23 protein-coding genes are annotated in these 22294 nt (G+C 69.8%); 10 read left to right on the forward strand and 13 right to left on the reverse strand.

The window, feature by feature from the left end:
• Positions 1-40 precede the first annotated feature (40 nt).
• The 4 genes from P0R32_RS10980 to P0R32_RS10995 are packed head-to-tail and all read right to left on the reverse strand — an operon-like array spanning position 41 to position 4756.
• A complete protein-coding gene (locus P0R32_RS10980; protein ID WP_276237028.1) occupies positions 41-1843 on the reverse strand; it encodes a type II secretion system protein in 1803 nt (600 codons plus the stop codon).
• Positions 1840-3777, reverse strand: coding sequence for an ATPase, T2SS/T4P/T4SS family (locus tag P0R32_RS10985; protein ID WP_276237029.1), 1938 nt, complete (start codon positions 3775-3777; stop codon positions 1840-1842). Before P0R32_RS10985 ends, P0R32_RS10980 begins: the two co-directional genes overlap by 4 nt.
• Positions 3684-4313, reverse strand: a complete 630-nt coding sequence (locus P0R32_RS10990; protein ID WP_276237031.1) for a DUF7311 family protein — start codon at positions 4311-4313, stop codon at positions 3684-3686. The genes P0R32_RS10985 and P0R32_RS10990 overlap by 94 nt, the downstream gene beginning before the upstream one ends.
• Positions 4310-4756, reverse strand: coding sequence for a DUF7310 family coiled-coil domain-containing protein (locus P0R32_RS10995; protein ID WP_276237033.1), 447 nt, complete (start codon positions 4754-4756; stop codon positions 4310-4312). The genes P0R32_RS10990 and P0R32_RS10995 overlap by 4 nt, the downstream gene beginning before the upstream one ends.
• 117 nt (positions 4757-4873) lie before the next feature.
• On the opposite strand from P0R32_RS10995, the gene P0R32_RS11000 reads away from it, so the two are divergent.
• Entirely contained in the window at positions 4874-5962 is a 1089-nt protein-coding gene (locus P0R32_RS11000) for a tubulin/FtsZ family protein (RefSeq protein ID WP_276237035.1), read from the forward strand.
• A gap of 21 nt (positions 5963-5983) precedes the next feature.
• Here the strand turns inward: P0R32_RS11000 and P0R32_RS11005 are convergent, their stop codons facing one another.
• From P0R32_RS11005 to P0R32_RS11020, 4 genes are all read right to left on the reverse strand, one after another.
• On the reverse strand, positions 5984-6199 hold the full coding sequence (locus tag P0R32_RS11005; protein WP_276237037.1) for a HalOD1 output domain-containing protein: 216 nt from the start codon (positions 6197-6199) through the stop codon (positions 5984-5986).
• A 57-nt stretch (positions 6200-6256) separates the two neighbouring features.
• Positions 6257-6619 (reverse strand): DUF7344 domain-containing protein, encoded by a 363-nt coding sequence (locus P0R32_RS11010; RefSeq protein ID WP_276237039.1) that lies wholly within the window; start codon positions 6617-6619, stop codon positions 6257-6259.
• A gap of 100 nt (positions 6620-6719) precedes the next feature.
• A complete protein-coding gene (locus P0R32_RS11015) occupies positions 6720-7379 on the reverse strand; it encodes a helix-turn-helix domain-containing protein (RefSeq protein WP_276237040.1) in 660 nt (219 codons plus the stop codon).
• Positions 7380-7587: 208 nt separating this feature from the next.
• A complete protein-coding gene (locus P0R32_RS11020) occupies positions 7588-7905 on the reverse strand; it encodes a nickel-binding protein (protein ID WP_276237041.1) in 318 nt (105 codons plus the stop codon).
• 201 nt (positions 7906-8106) lie between these two features.
• On the opposite strand from P0R32_RS11020, the gene P0R32_RS11025 reads away from it, so the two are divergent.
• The 5 genes from P0R32_RS11025 to P0R32_RS11045 all read left to right on the forward strand — a co-directional run bounded on the left by P0R32_RS11025 (position 8107) and on the right by P0R32_RS11045 (position 12103).
• Entirely contained in the window at positions 8107-8982 is an 876-nt protein-coding gene (locus P0R32_RS11025) for a COX15/CtaA family protein (protein ID WP_276237042.1), read from the forward strand.
• Positions 8983-9086: 104 nt separating this feature from the next.
• Positions 9087-9899: a basic amino acid ABC transporter substrate-binding protein gene (locus tag P0R32_RS11030; RefSeq protein ID WP_276237043.1), complete on the forward strand. Its 813-nt coding sequence runs from the start codon at positions 9087-9089 to the stop codon at positions 9897-9899.
• A 6-nt stretch (positions 9900-9905) separates the two neighbouring features.
• Positions 9906-10742, forward strand: coding sequence for an amino acid ABC transporter permease (locus P0R32_RS11035; RefSeq protein WP_276237044.1), 837 nt, complete (start codon positions 9906-9908; stop codon positions 10740-10742).
• On the forward strand, positions 10742-11470 hold the full coding sequence (locus tag P0R32_RS11040) for an amino acid ABC transporter ATP-binding protein (protein WP_276237045.1): 729 nt from the start codon (positions 10742-10744) through the stop codon (positions 11468-11470). The genes P0R32_RS11035 and P0R32_RS11040 overlap by 1 nt, the downstream gene beginning before the upstream one ends.
• A gap of 192 nt (positions 11471-11662) precedes the next feature.
• A complete protein-coding gene (locus tag P0R32_RS11045; RefSeq protein ID WP_276237047.1) occupies positions 11663-12103 on the forward strand; it encodes a DUF6653 family protein in 441 nt (146 codons plus the stop codon).
• Positions 12104-12145: 42 nt separating this feature from the next.
• Here P0R32_RS11045 and P0R32_RS11050 read toward each other — a convergent pair whose 3' ends face one another.
• The 5 genes from P0R32_RS11050 to P0R32_RS11070 form a co-directional block, all read right to left on the reverse strand.
• Positions 12146-13204, reverse strand: a complete 1059-nt coding sequence (locus tag P0R32_RS11050; RefSeq protein ID WP_276237048.1) for a zinc-dependent alcohol dehydrogenase family protein — start codon at positions 13202-13204, stop codon at positions 12146-12148.
• Between the two features lie 48 nt (positions 13205-13252).
• Positions 13253-13537 carry a hypothetical protein gene (locus P0R32_RS11055; RefSeq protein WP_276237050.1) on the reverse strand — a complete coding sequence of 95 codons (285 nt, stop codon included), beginning with the start codon at positions 13535-13537 and terminating at the stop codon, positions 13253-13255.
• A gap of 161 nt (positions 13538-13698) precedes the next feature.
• A complete protein-coding gene (locus P0R32_RS11060; RefSeq protein ID WP_276237051.1) occupies positions 13699-15198 on the reverse strand; it encodes a replication factor C large subunit in 1500 nt (499 codons plus the stop codon).
• Positions 15199-15258: 60 nt separating this feature from the next.
• A complete protein-coding gene (locus tag P0R32_RS11065; protein ID WP_276237052.1) occupies positions 15259-16734 on the reverse strand; it encodes a phenylacetate--CoA ligase family protein in 1476 nt (491 codons plus the stop codon).
• On the reverse strand, positions 16731-17510 hold the full coding sequence (locus P0R32_RS11070; RefSeq protein WP_276237054.1) for an MBL fold metallo-hydrolase: 780 nt from the start codon (positions 17508-17510) through the stop codon (positions 16731-16733). The genes P0R32_RS11065 and P0R32_RS11070 overlap by 4 nt, the downstream gene beginning before the upstream one ends.
• Positions 17511-17754: 244 nt before the next feature.
• On the opposite strand from P0R32_RS11070, the gene P0R32_RS11075 reads away from it, so the two are divergent.
• The 4 genes from P0R32_RS11075 to P0R32_RS11090 all read left to right on the forward strand — a co-directional run bounded on the left by P0R32_RS11075 (position 17755) and on the right by P0R32_RS11090 (position 22261).
• Positions 17755-18117 carry a type IV pilin N-terminal domain-containing protein gene (locus P0R32_RS11075; protein ID WP_276237056.1) on the forward strand — a complete coding sequence of 121 codons (363 nt, stop codon included), beginning with the start codon at positions 17755-17757 and terminating at the stop codon, positions 18115-18117.
• A 115-nt stretch (positions 18118-18232) separates the two neighbouring features.
• Positions 18233-19090 (forward strand): TatD family hydrolase, encoded by an 858-nt coding sequence (locus tag P0R32_RS11080; protein WP_276237057.1) that lies wholly within the window; start codon positions 18233-18235, stop codon positions 19088-19090.
• A gap of 195 nt (positions 19091-19285) precedes the next feature.
• Positions 19286-19864, forward strand: a complete 579-nt coding sequence (locus tag P0R32_RS11085) for a DUF2150 family protein (RefSeq protein ID WP_276237058.1) — start codon at positions 19286-19288, stop codon at positions 19862-19864.
• 75 nt (positions 19865-19939) lie between these two features.
• Complete coding sequence (locus P0R32_RS11090) at positions 19940-22261, forward strand: Ig-like domain-containing protein (RefSeq protein WP_276237059.1); 2322 nt, start codon at positions 19940-19942, stop codon at positions 22259-22261.
• The last annotated feature ends 33 nt before the right edge of the window (positions 22262-22294 follow it).

The raw sequence follows: 22294 nt of genomic DNA on the forward strand, positions 1-22294 counted from the left end.
GTGGTGGTCCCGTTTCCGTACTTCAACTCTTGTCCGGCGCTCACCCGACCAGCGCGGCGACCGCGACGTGCCCGGCGACGAACGCGCTGCTGGCCGTCACCAACGCGATACCGACGCGGTAGCCGACGACCGTCACGTCTAGGCCCCGCTCCAGCCCCGTCGCCAGCGCGGTGAGCACCGCCGCCAACGCGAGCACGTACCCGCCCACTGCGGGGCCGACGATACCCACCGAGAGAACCTCTCCTGCACCACCTGCACCGGCGAGGGCCGACGCCGCGCCACCGGTCCCGGAGAGGCCGTCCAGCCGGCCAGCGAGCGCCACGCTCGCACCCCCGACGAGCGGGCCGTAGAGGGCGGCAGTGTCGCGGAGTGTGTTCGTCACGGTCGCCAACTCCCGTTGCGCGGCGCGCTCGCACGCGGCCAGCGCGTCCAGTCGCTCGGCGTGGTCGACGAGCGCCGGCCCCGCCGTGCGACCCTCGCTCACTGCCGCACAGACGAACGCCACTGCCGCGGTCGAGCGCGGGCCGACAGCGCGACTTGGGCCGAACGGACCACCCTCGCCGGCGAGCGCGTCGCCGACGGTGCACCCGAGCGCGTCCCGTCGCCTGCTCGCGGCGGTGAGCGCGTCGCCGACGGGGCCCGAGAGGTCGGTGGCGACCTGCGGGAGCGCGTGCTCCACGGAGTCGCCGTCCCCGACGCGGCGCCCGAGCAGCGTCAACGCGTCGCCGAGTGCGCGCTCGCGCTCGTCCACCGCGCGCCGGACCTCCCGAGCGGGACGCAAGAGCACGAGCGCGCCGACTCCGAGTCCGGCCCCGCCCGCGAGCACGGGTGCCGCCCACGTCCCGAGGAGCGCCCTCGCGAGGAGCCACCCCACGGCGACCGCGAGGACACCCGCGGCGAGCGCGTGCGGGCGTCGGTCCGGAACGGCGGGGTGTGACCGACGGACCCGCGGCGCCGGGAACGACACCGGTCGACGCCGGAGGAGCGACACAGCGGCGACGACGAGGCCGCCCGGCAAGAGGAGGTCGTACACGACGACGAACGCGAGTGGCGGGACGCGGACCCCCGCGGCCGCCGCGGCGGGGACCGTCCCGACCAACGCCAACGGGAGGAGCACGCCGAACGCATACAGCCCCGTGACCGGTCCGCGGAGGTCGCCGGCGAACGACGCCGCCCTGTCGCGGAGTCGCTCCTCGACGACGTGGACCGCACGGTCGAGCAGACGCGCCCGGTCGGCTTCGGTGTCGGCGTCGAGCGCGTCGACGAGCAAAGCGAGTGAGCGGTCCAGTCCCGGGACCCACTCGGCCCACTCCGAACCGAACGCGCCGAGTCCGCCGTCAGTCCGCCCGGCGACGGCGGCGCGGTCACCGTGGCGACGGAGGCTCCGCTGGAGCGGCCCGTCGCCGACGGTCGCCGCGAACCGAACAGCGCGCTCGGGGACCGGCGACAGCCGAAGCGACAGGGCCAGCGAACTGACGACCGTCGCCGCGTCCGCCGCCGCCCGTCTGCGCCGTCCGGTCGCCACGAGCACCGGCAGTCGCCGACAGAGCACGTCGGTCGCCGACCCGAGCGCGACGGCGACCGCACCGGCGAGTGCAACGACCCGGGTCGACGCGGTACCTGGAGCCACGAGGAGTGTCCCCGCGAACGCGACGACCCCGATGGCGATGCCGAGGACGGCAGCGGCGGTCGTGAGTTCCTGCGGGTCGACACGAGCGTCGAGCAGTCGACAGGCGTCGGCGAGGTCGTCGTCGACCGAGGGCGTCGGGAGGGTGGCGGGCCACGCCAGTGCAAGGCTCCGTATCCCGGCACGGACGAGGTCACGTCGACTCTGCCGACTCATCCGTCGAGTCCGTTCGCGACCGCGGCGACGCCGGTCCGTCCGGCGTCGGCGAGTTCTCGGATGCGCTCGCCACGCTCGGTCGCCGCCGCCCGCACGTCGGCGTACGTCTCGGTCGGGCGAGCGATTTCTGTTATCAGTCGGCTCTCGCCGCGGTCGAGTAGTCCCGTGACCGTGGCGGTCGACCCCTCGCACGTCGCCAGCGGCGCGAAGTCGTCCGGGCGACCGCCGTGCACCTCCTCGACGGCGTCGAGCGCCCGGTCGGGCCCGAGCGTCACCACCAGGTCCGTCGTCGCGAACGAACTGGCTGGTACGCCGAGGTCCGACACTACCCGCTCGCGGACCGACTGGCCGCCAGTTCCGTGGATCGTTCCGAGGACGGCGTCGGCGGCGGCGCCGACGCGCATCGCCTCGTACAGCGCGCGTGCCTCGCCGCCGCGGACCTCGCCGACGACGAGCGCACCCTCGCCGAGACGGAGCGCGGTCCGCACCGCGTCCGTGGGTGACAACGCGGCGTCGTCGTCGGTCGCGACGCGCAGTGACTGCACGTCACGGCCGGCCCGCGTCAACGACTCGACCGGGAGTTCCGGCGTGTCCTCGATGACGACCGACCGCGTCGCCCGGTCGAGAGCGAAACACAGCGCCCCGAGGAGCGAAGTCTTCCCCGCGCCGCGCGGCCCGGCGACCAGCACCGCCGCCCCCCGCTCGACCGCGACGGACAACAGCCCCGCGACCGGCGCGGGGAGCGACCCGACCGCGACCAGTCGGGGGAGCGTCCACGGCTCGTCGGCTCGCCGGCGGAACGCGAAGCCGGTCCCGTCGGTCGCGGGCGCTGCGACAGCGGCGACGCGCACCCCGTCCACCGCGGCGTCTGCCGTCGGCGACGACCGCGACAACGGTCTCCCGCTCCGTGCCCGGAGTCGCGCCGTGAGTGCGGCCACGTCCGCCGCCGACAGTCGCACGTTCGTCGTCAACTGCTCGTCGTCGACGACGACGCGGACGGCCCCCTCGCAGGCGGGAGCCGACAACGACGCGTCAGTCACGCGAGGGTCCGCGAACACCTCGTCCAACACCCCGAAGCCGCGGGTGTGACGGTCGAGAACGCTCGCGAGTAGTTCCAATGAGAGGTCTGCGCCGCCGTCGTCGACCGCCGTCGCGTCCGCGGAGACCACGTGTCGGACGGCGGCACTGGCGGCGCGGTCACTCGGCTCGACCTCGCCCGTTGCGAGCGCCTCTCGGGCCGCCACCAACACCGCGAGCGCGTCTGCAGAGAGGTCGCGCGTGGCCGGTCGGAGGTGGTACCGCGGCAGGCCGTCGGCGCGGTCGTACACGGTGACGCGACCGCCGGTGTCGAGCGTCGTCGTCTCCCGGAGGGTACCGTCCTCCGGCGGTAGCGGCGCGGTTCGACCGAGCGCGACCGTCGGTGCGACACTCGGCGTCAGCACCCGGTCGTACCCGTCGACTCGCTCGGCGCACGCCGACAGCCCACATTCGGCGACCGTGCGCGCGACCGGCCCGGCACGACCGACCGCCTCGTGCGCGACGGCCAGCGGGTCCCGCTTCGCACGCTCGGCCAACGACGGTTCGCGGAGCGCGACGCCGTCGACGAACCGGCCCGCAGCCGAGAGGAGCGCGGCGCCGTCCCCGTCGTAGAAGTGGTCGATGCCGTCCGCACGGACGCGAATCGCGTCGGCGTCGCCGGCGGCCAGCGCGTCGACGACGGTCGCTCGACAGGCGGAGTCTGTAGCCAGGTCGCCGCCCGGGCAGTCCTCGGCGTCGACCCGGAGGAGGCGCCCCCCGGTCAACGATCCGCCGCCGACGGTCGTCGCGGCGTCGAACGTCGTCACACACCGACAGGCGTCTGCGGGTTCTCCGGGGTGAGCGTCGTCGCCGTCGTCGGCGTCGCTCCCGCCGCGGAGTCGGTCGAGGAGTCGCATGGGCCGTCTGGTCCCGGATTCGTACTTGAACTCCCGCCCGTCGACCCCGCAGATCCGACTCGGGAAATCCGAACCCGGCGCGCCCCGTCGACGCCGTCGTCGGCGCCGGCGACCCGCACCAGTTCGAGAACGAGTCGATGCGTCCCCGGACGACTGAGGACGACGCCGCCGTCCGGGATAGCGTAGCGGCCCGCGAGCGCCATCCGCGCCTCGTGGCCACCTTCGACCGCCGCGGCGACGACCGCACTGGACTGATCTGTCGGCCCGGGACACACGGCGAGAGACGAGACGCCGGCGGCGACGAGCGACCGGCGCGGAACGCCGACCGACACCACTCGTCGCCCCGTCGGTACCGAGGCCGCCCCCGGGCCGCGCGCCGGTTCGCCCGTGTGGAGCGCGCGTGCGGCCCGCTCGACCCGTTCGGCGACGCGCTCGGTCGCGGCGGTCGTCCGCTCGACGCGCGCCTGCTCGACCGCCGGCAGCGCCGCCGCGAACAGCACCGCCGCGACCGCGACCGCCAGCACGACGCGGATCACGCGGCTCCGTCAGGCTGGCCGTCTCGGCCCACCTCGTCGCCGCCGGCGTCTTCGTCGGCCCGTCGGCTCTCGGGACCGGTTGGGGCGTCGGTCGCGACCGCGAGCGCACGGTCGGCACGCGCCCTGACGCGCTCGTTCACAGACCGAATCGACCCGACGTAGCCGCGCAGTGCCTGCGTTGCGGCGTCGAGTTCGGCGGTCGTCGCTTCGAGCGCGTCGAGGCGGTCTTCGAGTGCGTCCAGTCGTGCCGTCGTCTCGGCGGTCGTCGCAAGGTCGGTGTAGTCTGGCGACGACTCGTGCGTCCGGTCTGGGTCGCCCCCGCCGACCGCGCGTTCGAGCGCCGCGAGTCGGGCGTCGAGTGCGCGCGCGTCGGTCCCGGGTGCGTCGTCGGCTGGTCGGGTGTCGCCTGTCCGTTCGGCGTCGTCGTTCGGGAGTCGTGTCACGGGGACGGTGCTCCCGGCATCCGGTTTCAACCTCCGTTCTGGCGGGGGCCGTCGGCGAGCGAGTCGAGTGCTACCCGTGGGAAGATTGAAGCGGTGTGGTGCGCGAATGCAACTCGTATGAAGACGGTCCTCATCGGCGTCGGCCAGGCCGGCGGCAAGGTCACCTCCTCGCTGGTCGAGTTCGACCACGACATGGGCTTCAACGCGGTACGGGGGGCACTTGCGGTCAACAGCGCGAAGGCGGATCTCCAGTCGCTACCCATCGACACGGTCCTCGTGGGACAAGACCGGGTCAAAGGGCACGGCGTCGGCGGCGACAACGAGTTGGGAGCGGAGGTGATGCAGGCCGACGCGGGCGAGGTGATGGCCGCGCTCGACGGTCGCATCACGGCGGAGGCGGAAGCCATCGTCGTCGTCGCGGGGTTGGGCGGCGGCACCGGGTCGGGCGGCGCACCCGTGCTCGCGCGGGAACTCAGCAAGGTGTACAGCGTCCCGGTGTACGCGGTCGGCATTCTCCCCGGGCGCGGCGAGGGCGCGATGTACCAGGTGAACGCCGGGCGGTCGCTCAAGACGCTCGTTCGCGAGGCGGACGCGACGATCCTCATCGACAACGACGCGTGGCACTCCTCGGGCGAGAGTCTGGAGGAGGGGTTCGACAGCATCAATAACTCCATCGCCCGTCGCCTCGGCCTGCTGTTCGCCTCCGGCGAGAACGTCGAGGGCGTCGGCGAGTCCGTCGTCGACACCAGCGAGGTGATCAACACGCTACGCTCCGGTGGCGTCGCCGCGCTCGGCTACGCCAGCGCGCAGGCGGACGACGACCCGGACACGAACATCAACGTCGTCACCAGCGTCACGCGCAACGCGCTTCTCACCGGGACGAGCCTCCCGAACGCCACGAAGGCAGACTCGGCCCTCCTCGTCGTCGCAGGCAAGCCCGAGCGCATCTCCCGGAAGGGCGTCGAGCGGGCGCGCAAGTGGGTCGAGGAGGAGACGGGGTCGATGCAGGTGCGCGGCGGCGACTTCCCCCTCGACTCCGAGCGCCTCGCCGCACTGATCCTGTTGGGCGGCGTGGAACGCTCTTCCCGTATGGAGGAGTTCATGCGGCGCGCGAAGGAGGCTCGCGAGGAGGCGAAGCGCCAGCAAGAGGAGCGCGAGGACACGGACAAACTGTTCCAAAACGACGACCTCGACAGCCTGCTGTGAGCCGCTCGCGCCGAGGGGCAGTCACTCGGAGTCGAGGGGCGTCACGTCGACGTGGCCGTCGCCAGCGACGCGCACGTGGGTCTCCTCGTACCTGAACGAGAGACAGACCGTCTTCGAGCCGTCGACCGAGTAGAGCGTATCGATTGCGTCGGGGTCGACGACGTCGTGGAGCGGACTGAGGTCGTTGACGACGGTCTGTTTCTCGGCTGCGACGGCCCGTGGGATGCGGACACTCATCGGGGGTGCGTCGGGAGCAGACTGACCGCGACTGGGGACCTCGTCGGTCATCGTCGTTCAGCTCACTCCGCTTCGTCTCCCCGGATCCTTGTCGGGGGTGACTCCGGGCCCAGCCGGGGTCAGCGTCTCGAGCGGAATTCGGGTGAGCAACGGCGTCGACGACACCACGTCGTCGTCCCACTCGACGAGTCCGGCGGCCACGAGCTTCGGCAGGTGGACGTGGTTCAGCCCGACCGAGACACTCTCGATCACGTCGGTCGACCACGCCATCTCCGTGTCCGCCGCGACGTGGGTCGCGATGTCGAACACCGACACCGCTCCCCCGTTGGCGGCTAGGTACCGCACGACGACACGTCGTTGAGAACTGGCGAGCGCGTCGTACACTCGTGTCCAGTCGGGCGCATCATCTCCTACTCCCATGTTGAGGGGTACGCGTTCACCCACATCGAGATTCTACCTGTTATAACAGGCTATTTAAAAGCACCACGTTGCTCGACGCCGATCCATTCGTTCGGGCCCGTCACTGCTCGTCGCCGTTGCTGTCCAGCACAACTTGCTTGAGGACGGCGTCGGCGCCCCGACGGACGCTCTCGGAGGCGGACTGTTCGGTGACGCCGAGTCGCTCTCCGATCTCTGTCAGCGTCGTGCGTCGGGGCACCTCGAAGTAGCCGCGCTCTACGGCGAGTGACAGCGCCTCGCGTTGCGGGTCCGTCAGTCCGAAGCGTCGGAGGCCGGTGTGCACCTCCGAGAGTGTGTACACGCGGTCGAGCGTGAACGAGATCGCACGCTCTTTGCAGAAGTTGTGGAACGCGGTCAACCCCCCGTGGTCTTCGAACCGGATGCGGAAGTGCCACACGTCGGCACCGCGGGCCGTGAGGACCGTCGCCCCCGTCTCCGCCAGTCCCGCGACGAGGCTCTCGTCGTGCTCCTCCCACGCGACACGGTAGAGTGCGCTCCCGCCGACAACGTCCAGTTGTGTCAGCGACCCGACTGAGTCGGCGGACCCGATCGCGGATTCGAACGCGGGGAAGTCGCCGCCGTGGACCCAAACGTACGGCATGACCAGCCCGGAGGACGGCACGACGCGCTCCATTTCGACGTGCGTGTTCGGATCGCGCGCGAGTACCTGCCCGAGCGTGAACTCGGCGGCGGCGATCGTAAACTCTGCATAGACGGTCATACCGTCCGTGACGACGTTCTCGGTAGTAGGTGTAGTAGGTACGCAGGGGGTCGGGAGGTCGGCGCGGACCGTCTCGGGGTTGTTACTCGCTCGGGTCGGTCCCCTCCAGTGATTCGACCACTGGTTCGAACCTCGTCGTTGGTGCACCGATGACGGGACGTGTCGCAGAAAATGGCCGACTCCGTGTCGGCTGGTCGCCTCACGCAGTTCAGGCCGCTTTCATCGCGACGCCGGACTCAGGAGCGATGCCCGCGAGCGGGGTTCCGGGCACGAACACCTCACTCAGCGGGAGTTCGGCGCGCTCGCTGTGCTTGCGGACGACCTCCTCGGAGGTGGCGTCGTACTTGCACATGGTCCCGTGGGCGAGTCCGTCCGAGCCGTCGAGGACGTCGGATCCGAGGTAGGCGATGCTCGTCCCCTCCCCACGCATCTCCTCGACGGTCGCGCGAGATCGCTCGACAGCCGCGTCTAGTTCGTCTCTCGATACACCGTCACCGAACAGGCGGAGTACGTGGTAGTTCGTCATTAGTTGCTCAGAGAGCGGACGTTCGATCCGTCCCTACGTACTCGTACGCGCTCCAGCGACGGGTCGTTTGTGGCGACATTCGTCACCGATCCGCGTCATTCGCTGTCCCGTTGCAGCGGACGGGCGCTCGCGGGGACGTGCTGACGGGCGCTCCCAACGAGACCGCCGTATCTAAGTGCGTCTGCGCCCGACTACAGACCAATGTCACGCGGACCCGACTGGCTCTCGTTCCGTCGGTACGCGGCGTTCACGACCGGGATGGCGCTGACGCTCATCTCGCTCGGCATCTACACCGCCGCGACCGGCGCCGGACTGGCGTGTGCCCAACAGTGGCCGCTGTGCGACGGCGGCGTGCTCCCGCAGTCGATCCCGTCGTTCATCGAGTGGTTCCACCGGCTGTGGGCGATGATCACCGGGTTCTTCATCCTCGGCGCGGCGGTGTGGGCGTGGCTCGACCGCGACGTGCTCGCTCCCCGCACTCGCTACGCCGTGACGCTCGCGACCGTTCTCACGCCGATGCAGGCGATCTTCGGCGCGATCACCGTCACCCTGAACGGGGCGCTCCCCGGCGGCTACTCCGCCCCGGTGCACGCGGCGCACTTCCTGACGGGGTTCTCCATCTTCGCGCTGTTGTCGTACACGACGCTGACGGCGTACCAGAACCGGTACTCCCGTGACGCGCTCGCGCGGAGTCGGATCGCCGTCGGCGTCGCGCTGGCGGCGCTGCTCGTCGGGTGGGTGTTCTCCCGCATCGACCCCGTCTCTTCGTACAGCCCGCCCGAGCAGGCCGTGTTCTACGCCGTCACCCTGCTCGCGTTCGGGAGCCTGCTGGCGGCGACGATGTGGCTCGGCGAACTCGGGGAACTGCTGCCGCGGGCGGCGACCGGCGCCGCCGCCGCGTTGCTGTTCGTCGGCATGGTGCTCGGGCGCGACATCGTCGTCTACTCGGCGGGCGTGCGCTTCGTAAACTGGCTCGTCGTCGCGTTGGCGGTGCTGTCGACGGCTGGCGCCGCGTGGATGCTCCGGGGGGTCGAACCGGAGGTCGAACAGCCGGTGTACGGCTCCACCGACGACTGAACGCCCCGACTGGGGTCTCGTCGCTGGTGGGCGATCGGCAAATTTTACGAGATTACAACCCACCGAAGGGGACAAATAGCCGGGCGGGAGTACGATCCATTGCCATGGATAGACGTACCTACATCAAGTCCGCCGGCGCAGCAGGCGCCGGCCTCGCGCTCACCGGCTGCCTCGGCGGCGGTGGCGGCAGCGAGACCATCACCATCGGCTCGGACATCCCGTACCGGCCGTTCGAGTACGAGACGACCGACGGCGAGCTCACCGGCTTCGACGTCGACATCGCGCAGGCGGTGTTCACCGACGAACTCGGCTACGAGCACGAGTTCGTCCAGACGTCGTTCGACACGATCATCCCGTCGCTGAACAACGGGAACTTCCGCGTCATCATGTCCGCGATGACGATCAACGACGAGCGCGCCGAAGAGGTCGACTTCTCTGACCCGTACTTCACGGCGTACCAGACCATCGTCGTCCGCGAGGACTCGGACATCTCCGCGAAGGAGGACCTCGCAGGTGCCCGCGCGGGCGTCCAGAAGGGGACGACCGGCGCCGCCGCCGCCCAAGAGCTCAAGGAAGAGCTCGGCGGCGACCTGGAGATCAACGAGTACGACCAGATCCCCGACGCGTTCAGCGCCCTGCTGAACAACCAGGTCGACTGCGTCATCAACGACAACACCGTCAGCGCCGAGTTCGTCAACGGCGAGGGCGAGGGCCAGGTCCGCTTCGTCGAGGGCGAAGGCGCGGCCAGCGAGGCCGGCCAGGAGGCGCCGCCGTACCTCACGCTCACAGTCGAGAACTACGGCATCGCGTTCCGCCAGGACGACGACGACCTCCGCGAAGAGGTCAACGGCGCGCTCGCGACGATCAAGGAGAACGGCACGTACGACGACATCTACAGCGACTACTTCGCCGGGTAACCGTCGATGGCGACAGACACCGGGCGCGCGGCCGAGCGGGACCGCGGCTTCCTCGAACAGCTGAACGACCGCACCTTCCGGCGGCTCGGTGTCGTCGGGACGTCGGTGTTCGCGCTCGGCGTCGCGCTGTTTATCGGGTACATCCTGTTCGTGCAGGTCGACTACGCGCTGCTGGTCAACATCGTCTACCCGCAGTTCACGTTCGCGTTCCTGCGCGTCATCGGGATCGTCGTGATCTCGAGCGTGCTGTCGGTGATCGCTGGCGTCATGGTCGGCCTCGCGCGCGTCTCCCAGACGCGGGTGACGAGTTCGATCGCGAAGAGCTACATCGAGTTCTTCCGCGGGACGCCGTTACTGTTCCAACTGTTCGTCATCTACCTCGGCGTGCCACAGCTGTGGCCGCCGGGACAGTTCCCCATCCAGGGGTTCAACTACTACGCGGCGGTCATCGGCCTCACGCTGAACCACGCCGCGTACGTCGGCGAGGCGCTCCGGGGCGGCATCGAGTCGATCCCGGACGGCCAGATGGAGGCCGCCCGCTCGCTGGGGATGAGCTACATCCAGTCGATGCGTGAGGTCATCCTCCCACAGGCGTGGCGCAACTCGCTGGCGGCCATCGGGAACGACCAGGTGATCCTCGTGAAGGACACGTCGCTGCTGACGGTGCTGGCGATCCCCGAACTCCTCTCCGCGTTCCGGCAGATCAACTCCGCGACGTTCGACGCGTGGACGCCCATCGTCCTCGTCGCAATCGCGTACCTGATGATCACCGTCCCGCTCGGGAAGGTGATCCGGACGCTGGAAGAGCGCGCCGACCCCGCGACCCACGGAGGTGACGACTGATGGCACTCCTCGAGTTCGAGCAGGTGAACAAGTACTTCGGCGAGACGCACGTGCTGAAGGACATCGACCTGGAGATCCAAGAACAGGAGGTGGCCGTCGTCATCGGTCCCTCCGGCTCCGGGAAGTCGACGCTGCTGCGTTGTACGAACCGACTGGAGGAGATCCAGTCCGGGGAGATCCGACTCGACGGCGTCCCGCTCACCGACCCGGACGCGGACATCAACCGCCTCCGTCAGCGCATCGGGATGGTGTTCCAGTCGTTCAACCTCTTCCCGCACAAGACGGCGCTGGAGAACGTCTCGCTCGCCCCGATCAAGGTGAAGGGCGTGAAGCGCGAGCAGGCCGAAGCTGAGGCGCGCGACCTGTTGGAACGGGTCGGCCTCGGCAACCAGACCGGCTCGTATCCGAGTCAGCTCTCGGGCGGCCAACAACAGCGGGTCGCCATCGCCCGCGCGTTGGCGATGGACCCCGAGGTCATGCTGTTCGACGAGGTGACCAGCGCGCTCGACCCCGAACTCGTCGGGGAAGTGCTGGAGGTCATGCGCGACCTCGCCGACGAGGGGATGACCATGATGGTCGTCACCCACGAGATGGGCTTCGCCCGCGAGGTCGCCGACACGATCACCCTGATGGCCGACGGCGAAATCGTCGAGCGGACGCCGCCCGCGCAGTTCTTCGAGCAGCCGACGACCGAGCGCGGTCAGCGGTTCCTCTCGAAGTTGCTGTAGGCGACACCGGCGTCACTCCACGATTTTCTCCCGCAACTCCTGCCGAGCGGCATCGGACTCGTTCGGCGAACGGTGGGTCACTGCTGGCTCGACGTGCCCGACTGCACGGAAACGACCGGACCGTGACCGTTCCGACGGCGCACCGGCCGTGGCCGCAGGCAGATTGAAGCCGGGTCCGGATAGATCCGTGACATGCGTCCGCATCGTCCCGGAGTCGTCGGCGAGTCGCTCTGGCGTCGACACGAGAGTCCGGTCAGCGTCTGGTGGCTCGTCCTCCTGTACCCCGTGTTCGTCTCGGCAGTGTATCGGCGGAGCCGCCCGTTGGGTGGGGTCGTCCTCCTCTCGCTCGTCGCGAACATCTTCGTCGTGCCACCGCCAGAGACCGACGACGCGTGGGCAACGCGAGTGGTTCGCGGTGAACGCGCGTGGCTGGATCGGGGGCTGTTCTCTTCGAGGGTCGACGTCGCGTGCGTCGGGGTCGGCGGGCTGGTGAACCTGTGGACGCTCCGGGCCGCCCTCCACCGCCGGCCAGTCGCCACGGCGGTCGGGACCGTTGCCTCGATAGCGCTGATGTTCCTGTTCTTCCACCGGATGGCCGCACGCTACGACGCGACGACGGACCCCCGAGCGTAGCGCACCGTCGCCACGGACAGCCACCGTATCGCCGTGGTCACCTCAGAACGTCAGGACTTCGACACCCTCGGTGTCGTACGTCGTCATCGCGGCCAGCCGCTCCGGCACCTCGTCGAGTCCGACCTCCCGACCGACGAGCGTACCCGGGTCCAGATCCCCGGCCTCCAACAGGCCCAGCAGTTCGTCGTAGCGTGTCGGCGGCATCCCACGCGATCCGAGGAAGTCGACCTCCCAGCGGGTCATCGCGTCCGTCGGGAGCGACACCACCCCTTGTTCGGCGTCGGTCGTCAGCCCCACCTGCACGTGGGTGCCGCGCTCGCGGAGGCAATCGACCGAGTTGCGGCACGTCTCCGCACGTCCGAGCGCGTCCAGCGAGACGTGTGCGCCGCGACCGGTGATCGCTTCGATTGCGGTTGGTACGTCCACTCCCTCGTCCGCCCGGACAGTCTCGTCGGCGCCTGCGGCGCTCGCCCGCTCCAGCGCCCCGTCGTCGATGTCGACCGCGATCACACGGGCGCCGAGCGCGTCGGCCACGTGGACCGCCGAGAGGCCGACGCCGCCGCAGCCGTGGACGGCGACCCACTCGCCCGCGCCGACGACGGCGCGATGTTCGAGCGCGTGGTACGCCGTCATGAACCGACAACCGAGCGCGGCCACGTCGCGGGCGGCGACCCCCTCCGGGAGACGCATGGCGTTGTAGTCAGCGTACGGCAGGTGGACGCGCTCTGCGAACGCTCCAGGTGCGGCGTGCTCGAAGCCGAGCGCCCGGCCGTCGAGACAGGTGTTTCCGTGGCCGTTCGTGCACTCCGCGCAGGCGCCACAGCCGAGGTTGAACGGGACAGCGACGCGGTCGCCCTCGGCGACAGAGCGGACCCGTTCGCCGACCGCGACGACAGTGCCGGCGGGCTCGTGCCCGAGGACGAAGTCTGTGGGCACCTGGTCGTCGGCCCACTCGCCGTGGCCCATCCACGCGTGCCAGTCGGAGCGACAGATGCCGCACGCCTCGACGTCGACGACGACGCCGTGGGGTTCCAGATCCGGTTCCGGTACGTCGGTCACGTCGAGTGGCTCCCCGTACTCGCGGAGGACGGCCGCTTGCATGCGACCGGCGACGGTCGCCCGCGGCATATGGCTACCGCAGCGTGGGGATCAGGTGGCGGTCACGGTGAACCGAACGGCGGGACCGTCCTCGACGACCGCCTCGACGCTGTACAGCCCACTTCCGGATACACTCCGTCGAAACGTCTCGCCGGCGACAGTCACGGCGAACTCGTACGTGTGGGTCGCCTCCGGAAGCGTGACCTCGTGTGTCGTCTCGGCGGTTCGTTCGAGCGTCCCCTCGACGGTGTCGACCTCGACACCGGTGTCGCTGTCGGAGACGGTGACTGTGTACGTCAGCGATTCGTCGGAGTCGTTGACGACGGTCACGTCCACGGTGGGGGGACCGCCGCCGTTGCCGACGCAGCCAGCCAGCGACGACCCCGTGGCAGCGACTCCCGTCGCGGCGGCGAGGCGGAGAACCGCCCGACGGCTCCGTGCGACACCAGCCGGTCCGGTGTGTGGACGGCGTCTTCTCGGACGGGACGAGTCTCCCATCACATGAAGTCCGACAGGCCCGACTGCCCGTCGTCTTCCTCGGCGGCCTCCGGGTCTGCGACGCGCTCGTCCTCGTCACCGTCGTCGTCACCGTCACCGTCGCCCGCGGCGTCCGCGAGACTCGTCTGTCCGTCGTCGGACTCCGCACCGTCGTCACCGCCGTTCGCCTCGGCTTCGGTGCTCGGTGCGACGCCGGCGAACGCGCCGCCGGAGTGCGCCTCCATCTGTTCGGCGCGGAGTTCCTCCGCGTCCTCGACGATGGACTGCACCTTGTTCGTCGTCTCCCCCGACCCGGTGACGAGCGAGACGTGCGCCTCCTCGAACTCGTAGGCTGCGGCCATCGCGACCGTCAGATCGCGGGGCTTGCAGTGGTGGGTCATCGCCTGGAGGTACGGGAGGACGACACGGCGTGCGGTGTCCATCGAGAAGCCGCCACGCTCGGCGATGGCGCGCACGACATCGTCGCTCGTGTTCGAGGTGGAGTGGTAGAACTGGGGCCGGCCCCAGCGCGTCCACCCGCCTTTCGTGCCGTCGCGAGCGGCGGCGACGCCCGCCGAGAGGTTGTCGCCGGCGTAGCGCCAGTACGAGTAGTTCTGGGAGGCCCACACGCGCCCGAGCCACACGTCGGCGTCGGCGAGGTAGTCGTACGCGCGGGTGGCCTCCTCCGCGTCGTACACTTTCAGCATATTGTCCTCGATCCACTTCGTCAGGTCGTCGGGCGTCTCGTCCACGTCGTAGCTGGACTGGAGCGCCTCCTGCGCGGAGGTGCCCTCCTTGAGCACGAGGTCGAGGAACGGGAAGATGTCCATCGAGCGGTCGCGGTCGCCGGTGATCACGTCCTCCAGCGTGAGGTGGTCTCTGCCGTCGGCGACCGCTTGGAGGTCGTTGACGGCGCCGCGGAGGTCGCCGCTGTTGCGCTCGGCGATGCGGTCGAGTGCGTCCGAATCGAACTCGATTCCCTCCTTGCGGCAGATGTCGCGCAGGACGGGGACGATGGAGCGCTTGCCCACGTCCCGGAACTCGATGTCCTGGGTCGCGTTGCGCAGCCCGCGACTCATGTCGTAGTACTGGTTCGCGATGAGGACCACCGGCTGGCCCGCGCTCTTCACGAGTGACGTGACGGCGCTCTTCCCGCCGCGGTCGTAGTTGCCGTGGATGTTGTCCGCCTCGTCGAGGATGACGAGTTGGCGCCCGCCGGTGTCGTCGCCGCCGGAGGACCCACCGAGGGTCGCGTTGTTCGCCGCGCGACCGGCGTAGCGTTCGATCACGTCCGCGGTCCGCTGGTCGGAGGCGTTCAACTCCACTGTCTCCCACCCCATGTCGGCCGCCAGCGCGTGCGCCGCGGAGGTCTTGCCGACGCCGGGCGAGCCGTGCAGGACGAGCGCCTCGCGGTGGTCGTCCCACGTGTCGGCCCACTCGCGGACCCCCTTCACCGCCTTGTCGTTGCCCCGGAGTTCCGAGAGCGAGGACGGGCGGTACGTCTCCGTCCAGTCGGTCATTACCGAAGGTGGGTGCGAGGCGCGTTTAGTGGTTGCGGACACCGGCCCGCGGGCGTCGGCTCAGTCGTCGTACTCCGACCACACGTGGCGGAACTTCCCGCTCGTCGGAACCCGAGCCGGCGGATCCTCGGCGTGCTCGACCGTCAGGTCCGCGACGCCCTGGTCGGCGAAGAACGCCGTCAGGTCCGTGTCGACGCGCTCGCGAACCGCGCCGGGGTCGGCGTCCCCGGTCACGTCGAGATGGACCCGAAGTGTCCGCTCGCCCGTCCGAACGACCTGTGCCCGGCGGACGCCGGGAACCTCTTCGACTACCGTCGAGAGTGCCAGCGGGAACACCGGAACCGACGCGCCCGCGTCGGTCTCGAACTGCAGGACCGACCCCTGGCGCCCCTCGACTTCGAGCACGGGGAACCCACTCCCACACGGGCACTCCCAGTCGTGCATCGTCACGCTGTCGCCCAGGTCGTACCGCACGAGGGGCATGATCCGGTTGCCGAGGTTCGTGACGAGCACCGTATCGGATGGCTCGCCCGCGGGAACCGGCTCGTAGTCGTCGTCGACGGGTTCGACCACGAACCAGTCGGTGTTGGCGTGGAGGTTCCCCCGCTCGCACTCCACGGCGAGCGGGAAGCACTCCGTGGACCCGTACAGTTCGCGGACGACACAGCCGAACGCCTCGCGGAGGTCGCGCTTCTGATCGTTCGTGATCGGTTCGGCGGTCGGGCCGACGAACGCCGGGTCGATGTGGAGACGACCCGCTCGCTGGGCGCGCGCGAGTTCCACGAGGACTGTCGCGTAGCCGACGAGGATCGCGGGCTGGAACGCTTCTAACTCTTGGATCAACTCGTCGATGGGCCGGGTCGGCGACAGGAGACGACCACGGTTGTGAAGCAGCGTAGACTCCCGCTCCATCAGTGCCACCCCGGAGGCGCCAGCGAAGTGCCCACCGGTGACGGCGATCTCGGCGGCGCGAGCGCCGTTCCGGAGGAATCGCGTCAGGGCCGTCGGGCTCGCGGCGATCGACCCGACGATCCAGCGGTCCGGGAGGACGTTGATGAGCCGGAGCGACAGGTCGTCGTGGAGGAACACCCCGGGCTCGCCCGTCGTCCCCGAGGTGAGCCACACCGGGTAGCGACCGAGGAAGCGCTCGCCGATCGTCGACTCGTCGGCGACGAAGGCGTCGACACCCGCCTTCGTCACCGCGGTGTCGGTCACCACGTCGTCGAAGTTCGCCATCAGCGTCGGCTTCGTCACCGGTGGGTACGCCCGGAGGTCCGTCGTCCCCTCCGGCACGTCCGCCCAGTGTCGTGCGTAGAACCGCGACTGGCGGCGAACGAACGCGAGGTGGCGGTCGAGTCGGCGGCGCCGCCGCGCGTCGATGGCCGCACGGCTGGCCCACTTCGCCCGCCACACGTCGAGCGTGGCGGCGACCTGCCCGAGTTCGGACCCGCCCACCGCGGTCGACGGCACTCCTTCTCGTCCGAGAACGTCGGTCGTGAATGCGGCCGAGGACGGCGGATCGGTCCGGTCACTCATGTGGACCCCCGCGGCGTGGTCGGCCCTGGAATCGTCTCGGCGTCGGTGTCGGTGCGGCCCGCGGCCGACACGTCGCCCTCCCACGGGTCGCCGTGGCCGGGGAGGAGCACCGCGTCGCCGAACTCGGCGAGCGTCTGCACCGACCGTCTCGCCTGGGCAGCGTCGTAGTGAATCGGTGGGAGCACCCGTGGAGCGGTCTGCTCGCCGGTACGGACGTCCAGCGTGAACGCGGCGTCACCGCAGCAGAGCACCCCGTGGTCGGCGAAGTGGAACGCACACGACCCAGCGGTGTGGCCCGGCAGGTGGACGACGCGCGGGCGACCCGGGACGTCGAGCACGTCGCCGTCGGCGATCGGTTCGAACGTCCTCAGCGGTGGCACCCGCCGCACCCCCGACCGGATCACCTCGGCGACGTACGCGAGCGTGGCGGGGCGCCACAGCGACCGTAGCAGGGCCGTCGGTGGCAAACCGGGCGGCCCACCGCACGCCAGGTCGGCGTCCGCCGGGTGGAGGTACACGGGTGCGTCGACCGCTCGCCGGAGCCACTCCGCAATACCGACGTGGTCGGCGTCACCGTGGGTGAGCAGTACGGCTTCGACGGCCGTCAGTTCGTACCCCAGATCCGTAACGCCGTCCACCAACTGCCGCCAGTGGCCGGGGAGGCCAGCGTCGACGACGGTGAGCGCTTCGTCGTCCGCGACGACGTACCACCCGATTCGGGTCGTCCCGAAGCGGTAGACGTCCTCTGCCACCAGTCGATCGTCGAGGGAGATCATATGAACGAGTCGTCGGATGGGGCGCTAAACGCACCTTCCGGTTCCAACGCCGCCGGAATCGAGCGACTGCACCGATCGATATCACGCCTGAGAACGGCGCCGACGCGGTTAAGTTCGTGACCGGGACAGCATCGAACAGTCGGGAGGTCGCTGGGGGACCCGATCGACCACACCCATGTCAGCGACACCACCGCACGACGACCGGCGAGACAGAGCGGTCACGCCTGTTATCGCGACGGTCACCATGGTCGCTATCGCGGTGTTGCTCGCGGCGGTGCTCGGTGCGGCGATGCTCGGGTTCTCGGGCGGTCTTGGGGCCGGACCGCCCGCGCTGTCGGTGGAGTTCACGTACATCCAGGACGGCAACGAGTACGAGGTCGTCGCGACCATCTACGGCGGCCAGACGATCACCAAGCAGAACACCGAGAACGTCACGCTTGTCGCCGAAAGCGGCCAACAGGAGACCGCACTCAAGACCAGGTATCCGCTGACCGGCGGTGACGATATCATCGTCAAGGGCGTCCCGCCGGGGACGAACGTGCGACTGGTCTGGACCGGTCCCGACGGGGGGTCCGGCGTCGTCGCTCGCGGGCGAACGCCGTTCTGACTTCTGAGGGGCGCCGGCCAGTCGCGGTCGATGGGCGTCTCATCGTCGACTCCGTCACCCGTGGTGCCCCGCTGGGTGTCGCTGGCTTTTCGCCCCCGTCCGCCCAACGGTAGGTATGAGCGAGGACCTCGGGACGCCGGTGCTGGACGACCACCTCCACCTCGACCCCGACCACGGTCGCGGGATGGCCGCCGTCGACGACTTCGCCCGCCTCGGTGGCACCCACTTGATCGTCGTGAACAAGCCGTCGTGGCACCTCGGTCCCGTCCCGTCGGACCGCGAGGACTTCCGACCGGTGTTCGAGACGACCGTCGCCGCCGCCCGCGAGGCCACCGACCGCCTCCGCGGCCGTGCGTGGCCCGTGCTCGGCGTCCATCCAGGACTCGTCTCGCGACTCGTCGACGACGAGGGGTACGACCCGACCGAGGCGCGTGACCTGATGCAGGCCGGCATCGACGTCGCCGCCGAGTTCGTCGCCGAGGGGCGCGCGCTCGGCCTCAAGTCGGGGCGGCCACACTACGAGGTGTCGGACGCGGTGTGGGACGCCTCGAACGCGGTGATGCGTCACGCGTTCGACCACGGCGCCGACCTCGACTGTGCGGTCCAACTCCACACGGAAGCGAGCGAAGACCTCACCGACATCGCCGACTGGGCGAGCGACGCCGGGATGGACCCGGCGCGCGTCGTGAAACACTACGCCGCCGGGCGACTCGCCGGGCCGACGCCGAGCGTGATGAGCGAGAAGGACCGCCTGCGCCGCGCCGCCGAGGCGGGCGACCCGTTCCTCATGGAGACGGACTTCGTCGACGACCCCGAGAAGCCGGGGATGGTGATGGGGCCGAAGACGGTGCCCCGACGAGTGCGGTGGCTGTTGGACGAAGGGTACGACGAAGCGGTCGCCAACGCGCACGTCGAGACGCCGCGAGCAGTGTACGACATCGACACGGAGGCGACGCTGGTCGACGCCGAGTGAGAGTGACTCCCGGCCGCCGACTGTCCTCTGTCGACCGACGACCGACGACCGGCTGGCATCCAAGTGTCGGCAGCGGTCGCCGCGATCCCGTGACGCGTTGCCGCGGATCAGCCTCGAAAACCCGGAGAGGGGAGCGTGATTCGCCGCTGTTCGGGGAGAAGAAAGGCATATCAACACAGACCCAGACGTTGGGGTATGAGCGAATCCGAGGAGACGTTCTACACCGACGATCGGTGGCAGAACTGGCTCGACCGCGTGGCAGAGGAGGACCTCGACCCCGAGAACGAGGACTCCGCGCGGTTGTTGCTCAATCTTCAGGACGACACCGCGATCGCAGTCGCCAAGATCGTCGCCGCGTACGACGAGGACCGCCTCGGCGAGGAGGAGGCGATCGACGAACTGGCGGAGATCCGCGACATCGTCCTCGCCGAAGTCGAGATGGACAGTGAGGAGAAGACGATGCTGATCGACGGCGTCCAGACCAGCCTCGTGTGCGTCTTCTACACCGCCGAGGAGTACGTGCTCGGTGGCCCCGTCGAGGAGGGGACCGTCGCCGAGTACGTGGAGGCCGCCGCCGCCGCGGAGGCCGACGAAGACGTCGACGCCGCGCTCGGCTTCCTCGTCCAGGCCGGCACGCTGATCATCGACGGCGAGGAGCTGCCGATGGACGCCGTCGAGGACCTCGAGTACGGCCTCGTCTCGGAGTGGGTCAACGGACTCGACTCGCTCCAGTCGGCGATGGCCGACCCCGAGGTCGTCGAGGAAGACGAGTAACGCCGCCCGCGTGGCGCCCTCCGATCTGATACCCGGTCCCGCACGCTTATCACGGGCCTGGGGCTACACGGTCGCATGACGGATCGGGGGGACACAGCCGGGGGCCGCGACCGCGCCGTGACGGTCCAAATCGGCGCGGTGATCCTCTTCGGGTTCTTGATCGTCGCGCTCTCCACCTACCAGGCTGCCGTCGTCCCCGACCAGAACGCAGAGGTCGAGTTCCTCCACAACCAGGAGGTCCAGACCGACATGCTCCACCTGTCGAACAGCATCAGCGCCGCCGGTCGCGTCGGCGAGTCGGCGCCAACGTCGGTGGCACTCGGGACGCGCTACCCGAGTCGGACGCTGTTCGTGAACCCGCCGCCGGCCAGCGGACGCCTCGCGACCAACAGGTCCGTCGGCGACGCCGCGCTCGAGAACGTCACCGTCCTGGCCCCCGGTGGCTCGGTCGACGACGAGGCCGCCGACTACTGGGACAGCGGCGTGGCCTTCGACACGGCGGTCCTCACGTACGAGCCGCGGTACAACGCCCACCGCGACGCACCGACGACGCGCTACGAGTCTGGCGTGCTGTTCAACGAGTTCCCGTCGGGCGCGACGCTCAATCTCTCTGGACAGCGTCTCGTCGACGGCGACCGGATCACGTTGGTCGTCATCGAGGGGAACCTCTCGGCCAGTGGCGTCACGACGGCGTCGGTCGACCCGACCGCGGTGAGTGTCGTCACCCGTCGCGAGCGGGTGAAGGGAACGATGAACGTCACGGTGCCGTCGACGCGCGGCCCCGCCGCCTGGCGCGGGGAGGAGCTGTTGGACGTCGACGACAACCCCTTCGTCGAGGACGTGACGCCGGGCGCGTCGCCGGGAACGGTGACCATCCACCTCAACGACTCCCGGACGTACTCGCTCGGCGTCGCCGTGGTGTCGGTGGGATCGGGGACCGCCGCCGACGCCGACCCGGACCCCGCGTACGTCGCGGTCGAGCGCGCCCCGACGACCGTCTCCAACGGGACGACCCGCGAGGTGTTCGTCGAGGTGCGCGACCGGTTCGGCAACCCCGTCGAGGGCACGACGGTGACCGCCGAGACGAACGGCTCCGGGACGTTCGCGGCGACGTCGCTCGCGACCGACGCCGACGGCCTCGCCGTGTTCGAGTACACGCCCGGCGACACCGGAGAGGAGGAACTACGGTTCAGCTACGACGGCCTCGGTGGGTTCGACGCGACGACGGCCGCCGACGCGAACGTCACCGTCGCAGTGAACGGTGGCGCGGGCGGTGCGGGCGATGCGGGCGGCGGGGGCAACCCGAACCCGTCTGACTCGGTGGTGCTCGTCGACTCCTACCGCAAGCAAAGCGACGGCTCGGTCGCCGTGCTCGAACTGGAGAACCGCGGAGAGACGACGGTGGACGCCGACCAGGTCCGGATCAACTTCTACGCGGCGACGGGCGGCAACAACCCCACGGAGGCGGAGTTGACGACGGCCGCTGAGTCGCCGACGTTGGACATCGGCGGCCCCTTCCAGAACGCGACCATCGAGTTCACTCCGAATACGACGCGGTACGTCTGCTACAACTTCGACAACACGCTCGACCAAGACGAGTTCTTCGTGTCGACGTACGAGTTCAGCGACTCGTCGAGCGAGCAGTACTTCGTGGGGTTGAACCGCCAGGAGTCGGCGACCTGTGACGTCGACGCCGGTGGCGGAGACGGCGGTGGAGGTGGCGACGGCGGTGGTGGCGGTGGAGCCACCCCGTCTATCGCGTTCCGACTGGACGACCTCTCGCACGCCGACCAGAGCCGCGTCGAGTACGTCGGGTCGTACGCGGTCACGAACACGAACGCCTCGTTCGACCGCGTGGAGGTCGTCTACGAGAACACCGACTCACCCAGCGCGTCACAGACGCTCCAGAAGGCCGGGACGCGCGGCGGGCTGACGTACACGAGTACCTTCGGCGCCGGCGACAGCTACGACGTGACCGTCCGTGTCGTGTACGACGACGGGGCGGGCGGCGAGTACGTCGCGGCGTCGCGCACCGTCGGCGACCTCGCGGACGCCGCGAACCCCGCCGGCAACGACGACCTGAGCACGGGCACCACCGCGTCGTTGTCGAGTTCGACGGTCGAAGACCGGAGTAACAACGGTCAGGGGCCACGCTACCGGTTCGACTACAGCGCCTCCGCGGGTGACTACCAGCAGACCAGACTCGTGGTCGTCTCGACCGGGAACGGCGGCAAACTGAGCGTGACGCGGACCCAACGCACCGGGAGCAACGTCGACTTGGACGGCACGTACGGGTTCAACGAACCGTTCACGGTCGCAATCCTCGTTTACGGTCCCGACGGCGCGGTCGTCGACGCACGGATCCTCACCGACACCGCGGACGGGACCGGCCCGTAGGAACACGGCTGGACGCCCCGTGACCGGGGGCCG

This window comes from Halobaculum marinum (assembly GCF_029338555.1).
Taxonomy (GTDB): domain Archaea; phylum Halobacteriota; class Halobacteria; order Halobacteriales; family Haloferacaceae; genus Halobaculum; species Halobaculum marinum.

Bases quoted from the DNA above. Each gene is read 5' to 3' on its own strand.
- P0R32_RS11070 (WP_276237054.1), bottom strand. From the start codon at position 17,510: ATGATCTCCCTCGACGATCGACTGGTGGCAGAGGACGTCTACCGCTTC.
- P0R32_RS11020 (WP_276237041.1), bottom strand. From the start codon at position 7,905: ATGACGAACTACCACGTACTCCGCCTGTTCGGTGACGGTGTATCGAGA.
- P0R32_RS11005 (WP_276237037.1), bottom strand. From the start codon at position 6,199: ATGAGTGTCCGCATCCCACGGGCCGTCGCAGCCGAGAAACAGACCGTC.
- P0R32_RS11025 (WP_276237042.1), top strand. From the start codon at position 8,107: ATGTCACGCGGACCCGACTGGCTCTCGTTCCGTCGGTACGCGGCGTTC.
- P0R32_RS11065 (WP_276237052.1), bottom strand. From the start codon at position 16,734: ATGAGTGACCGGACCGATCCGCCGTCCTCGGCCGCATTCACGACCGAC.
- P0R32_RS10980 (WP_276237028.1), bottom strand. From the start codon at position 1,843: ATGAGTCGGCAGAGTCGACGTGACCTCGTCCGTGCCGGGATACGGAGC.
- P0R32_RS11010 (WP_276237039.1), bottom strand. From the start codon at position 6,619: ATGGGAGTAGGAGATGATGCGCCCGACTGGACACGAGTGTACGACGCG.
- P0R32_RS11050 (WP_276237048.1), bottom strand. From the start codon at position 13,204: ATGCAAGCGGCCGTCCTCCGCGAGTACGGGGAGCCACTCGACGTGACC.
- P0R32_RS11060 (WP_276237051.1), bottom strand. From the start codon at position 15,198: ATGACCGACTGGACGGAGACGTACCGCCCGTCCTCGCTCTCGGAACTC.
- P0R32_RS11045 (WP_276237047.1), top strand. From the start codon at position 11,663: ATGCGTCCGCATCGTCCCGGAGTCGTCGGCGAGTCGCTCTGGCGTCGA.
- P0R32_RS10985 (WP_276237029.1), bottom strand. From the start codon at position 3,777: ATGCGACTCCTCGACCGACTCCGCGGCGGGAGCGACGCCGACGACGGC.
- P0R32_RS11085 (WP_276237058.1), top strand. From the start codon at position 19,286: ATGAGCGAATCCGAGGAGACGTTCTACACCGACGATCGGTGGCAGAAC.
- P0R32_RS11040 (WP_276237045.1), top strand. From the start codon at position 10,742: ATGGCACTCCTCGAGTTCGAGCAGGTGAACAAGTACTTCGGCGAGACG.
- P0R32_RS11015 (WP_276237040.1), bottom strand. From the start codon at position 7,379: ATGACCGTCTATGCAGAGTTTACGATCGCCGCCGCCGAGTTCACGCTC.
- P0R32_RS11000 (WP_276237035.1), top strand. From the start codon at position 4,874: ATGAAGACGGTCCTCATCGGCGTCGGCCAGGCCGGCGGCAAGGTCACC.
- P0R32_RS11030 (WP_276237043.1), top strand. From the start codon at position 9,087: ATGGATAGACGTACCTACATCAAGTCCGCCGGCGCAGCAGGCGCCGGC.
- P0R32_RS11080 (WP_276237057.1), top strand. From the start codon at position 18,233: ATGAGCGAGGACCTCGGGACGCCGGTGCTGGACGACCACCTCCACCTC.
- P0R32_RS11090 (WP_276237059.1), top strand. From the start codon at position 19,940: ATGACGGATCGGGGGGACACAGCCGGGGGCCGCGACCGCGCCGTGACG.
- P0R32_RS11035 (WP_276237044.1), top strand. From the start codon at position 9,906: ATGGCGACAGACACCGGGCGCGCGGCCGAGCGGGACCGCGGCTTCCTC.
- P0R32_RS11075 (WP_276237056.1), top strand. From the start codon at position 17,755: ATGGTCGCTATCGCGGTGTTGCTCGCGGCGGTGCTCGGTGCGGCGATG.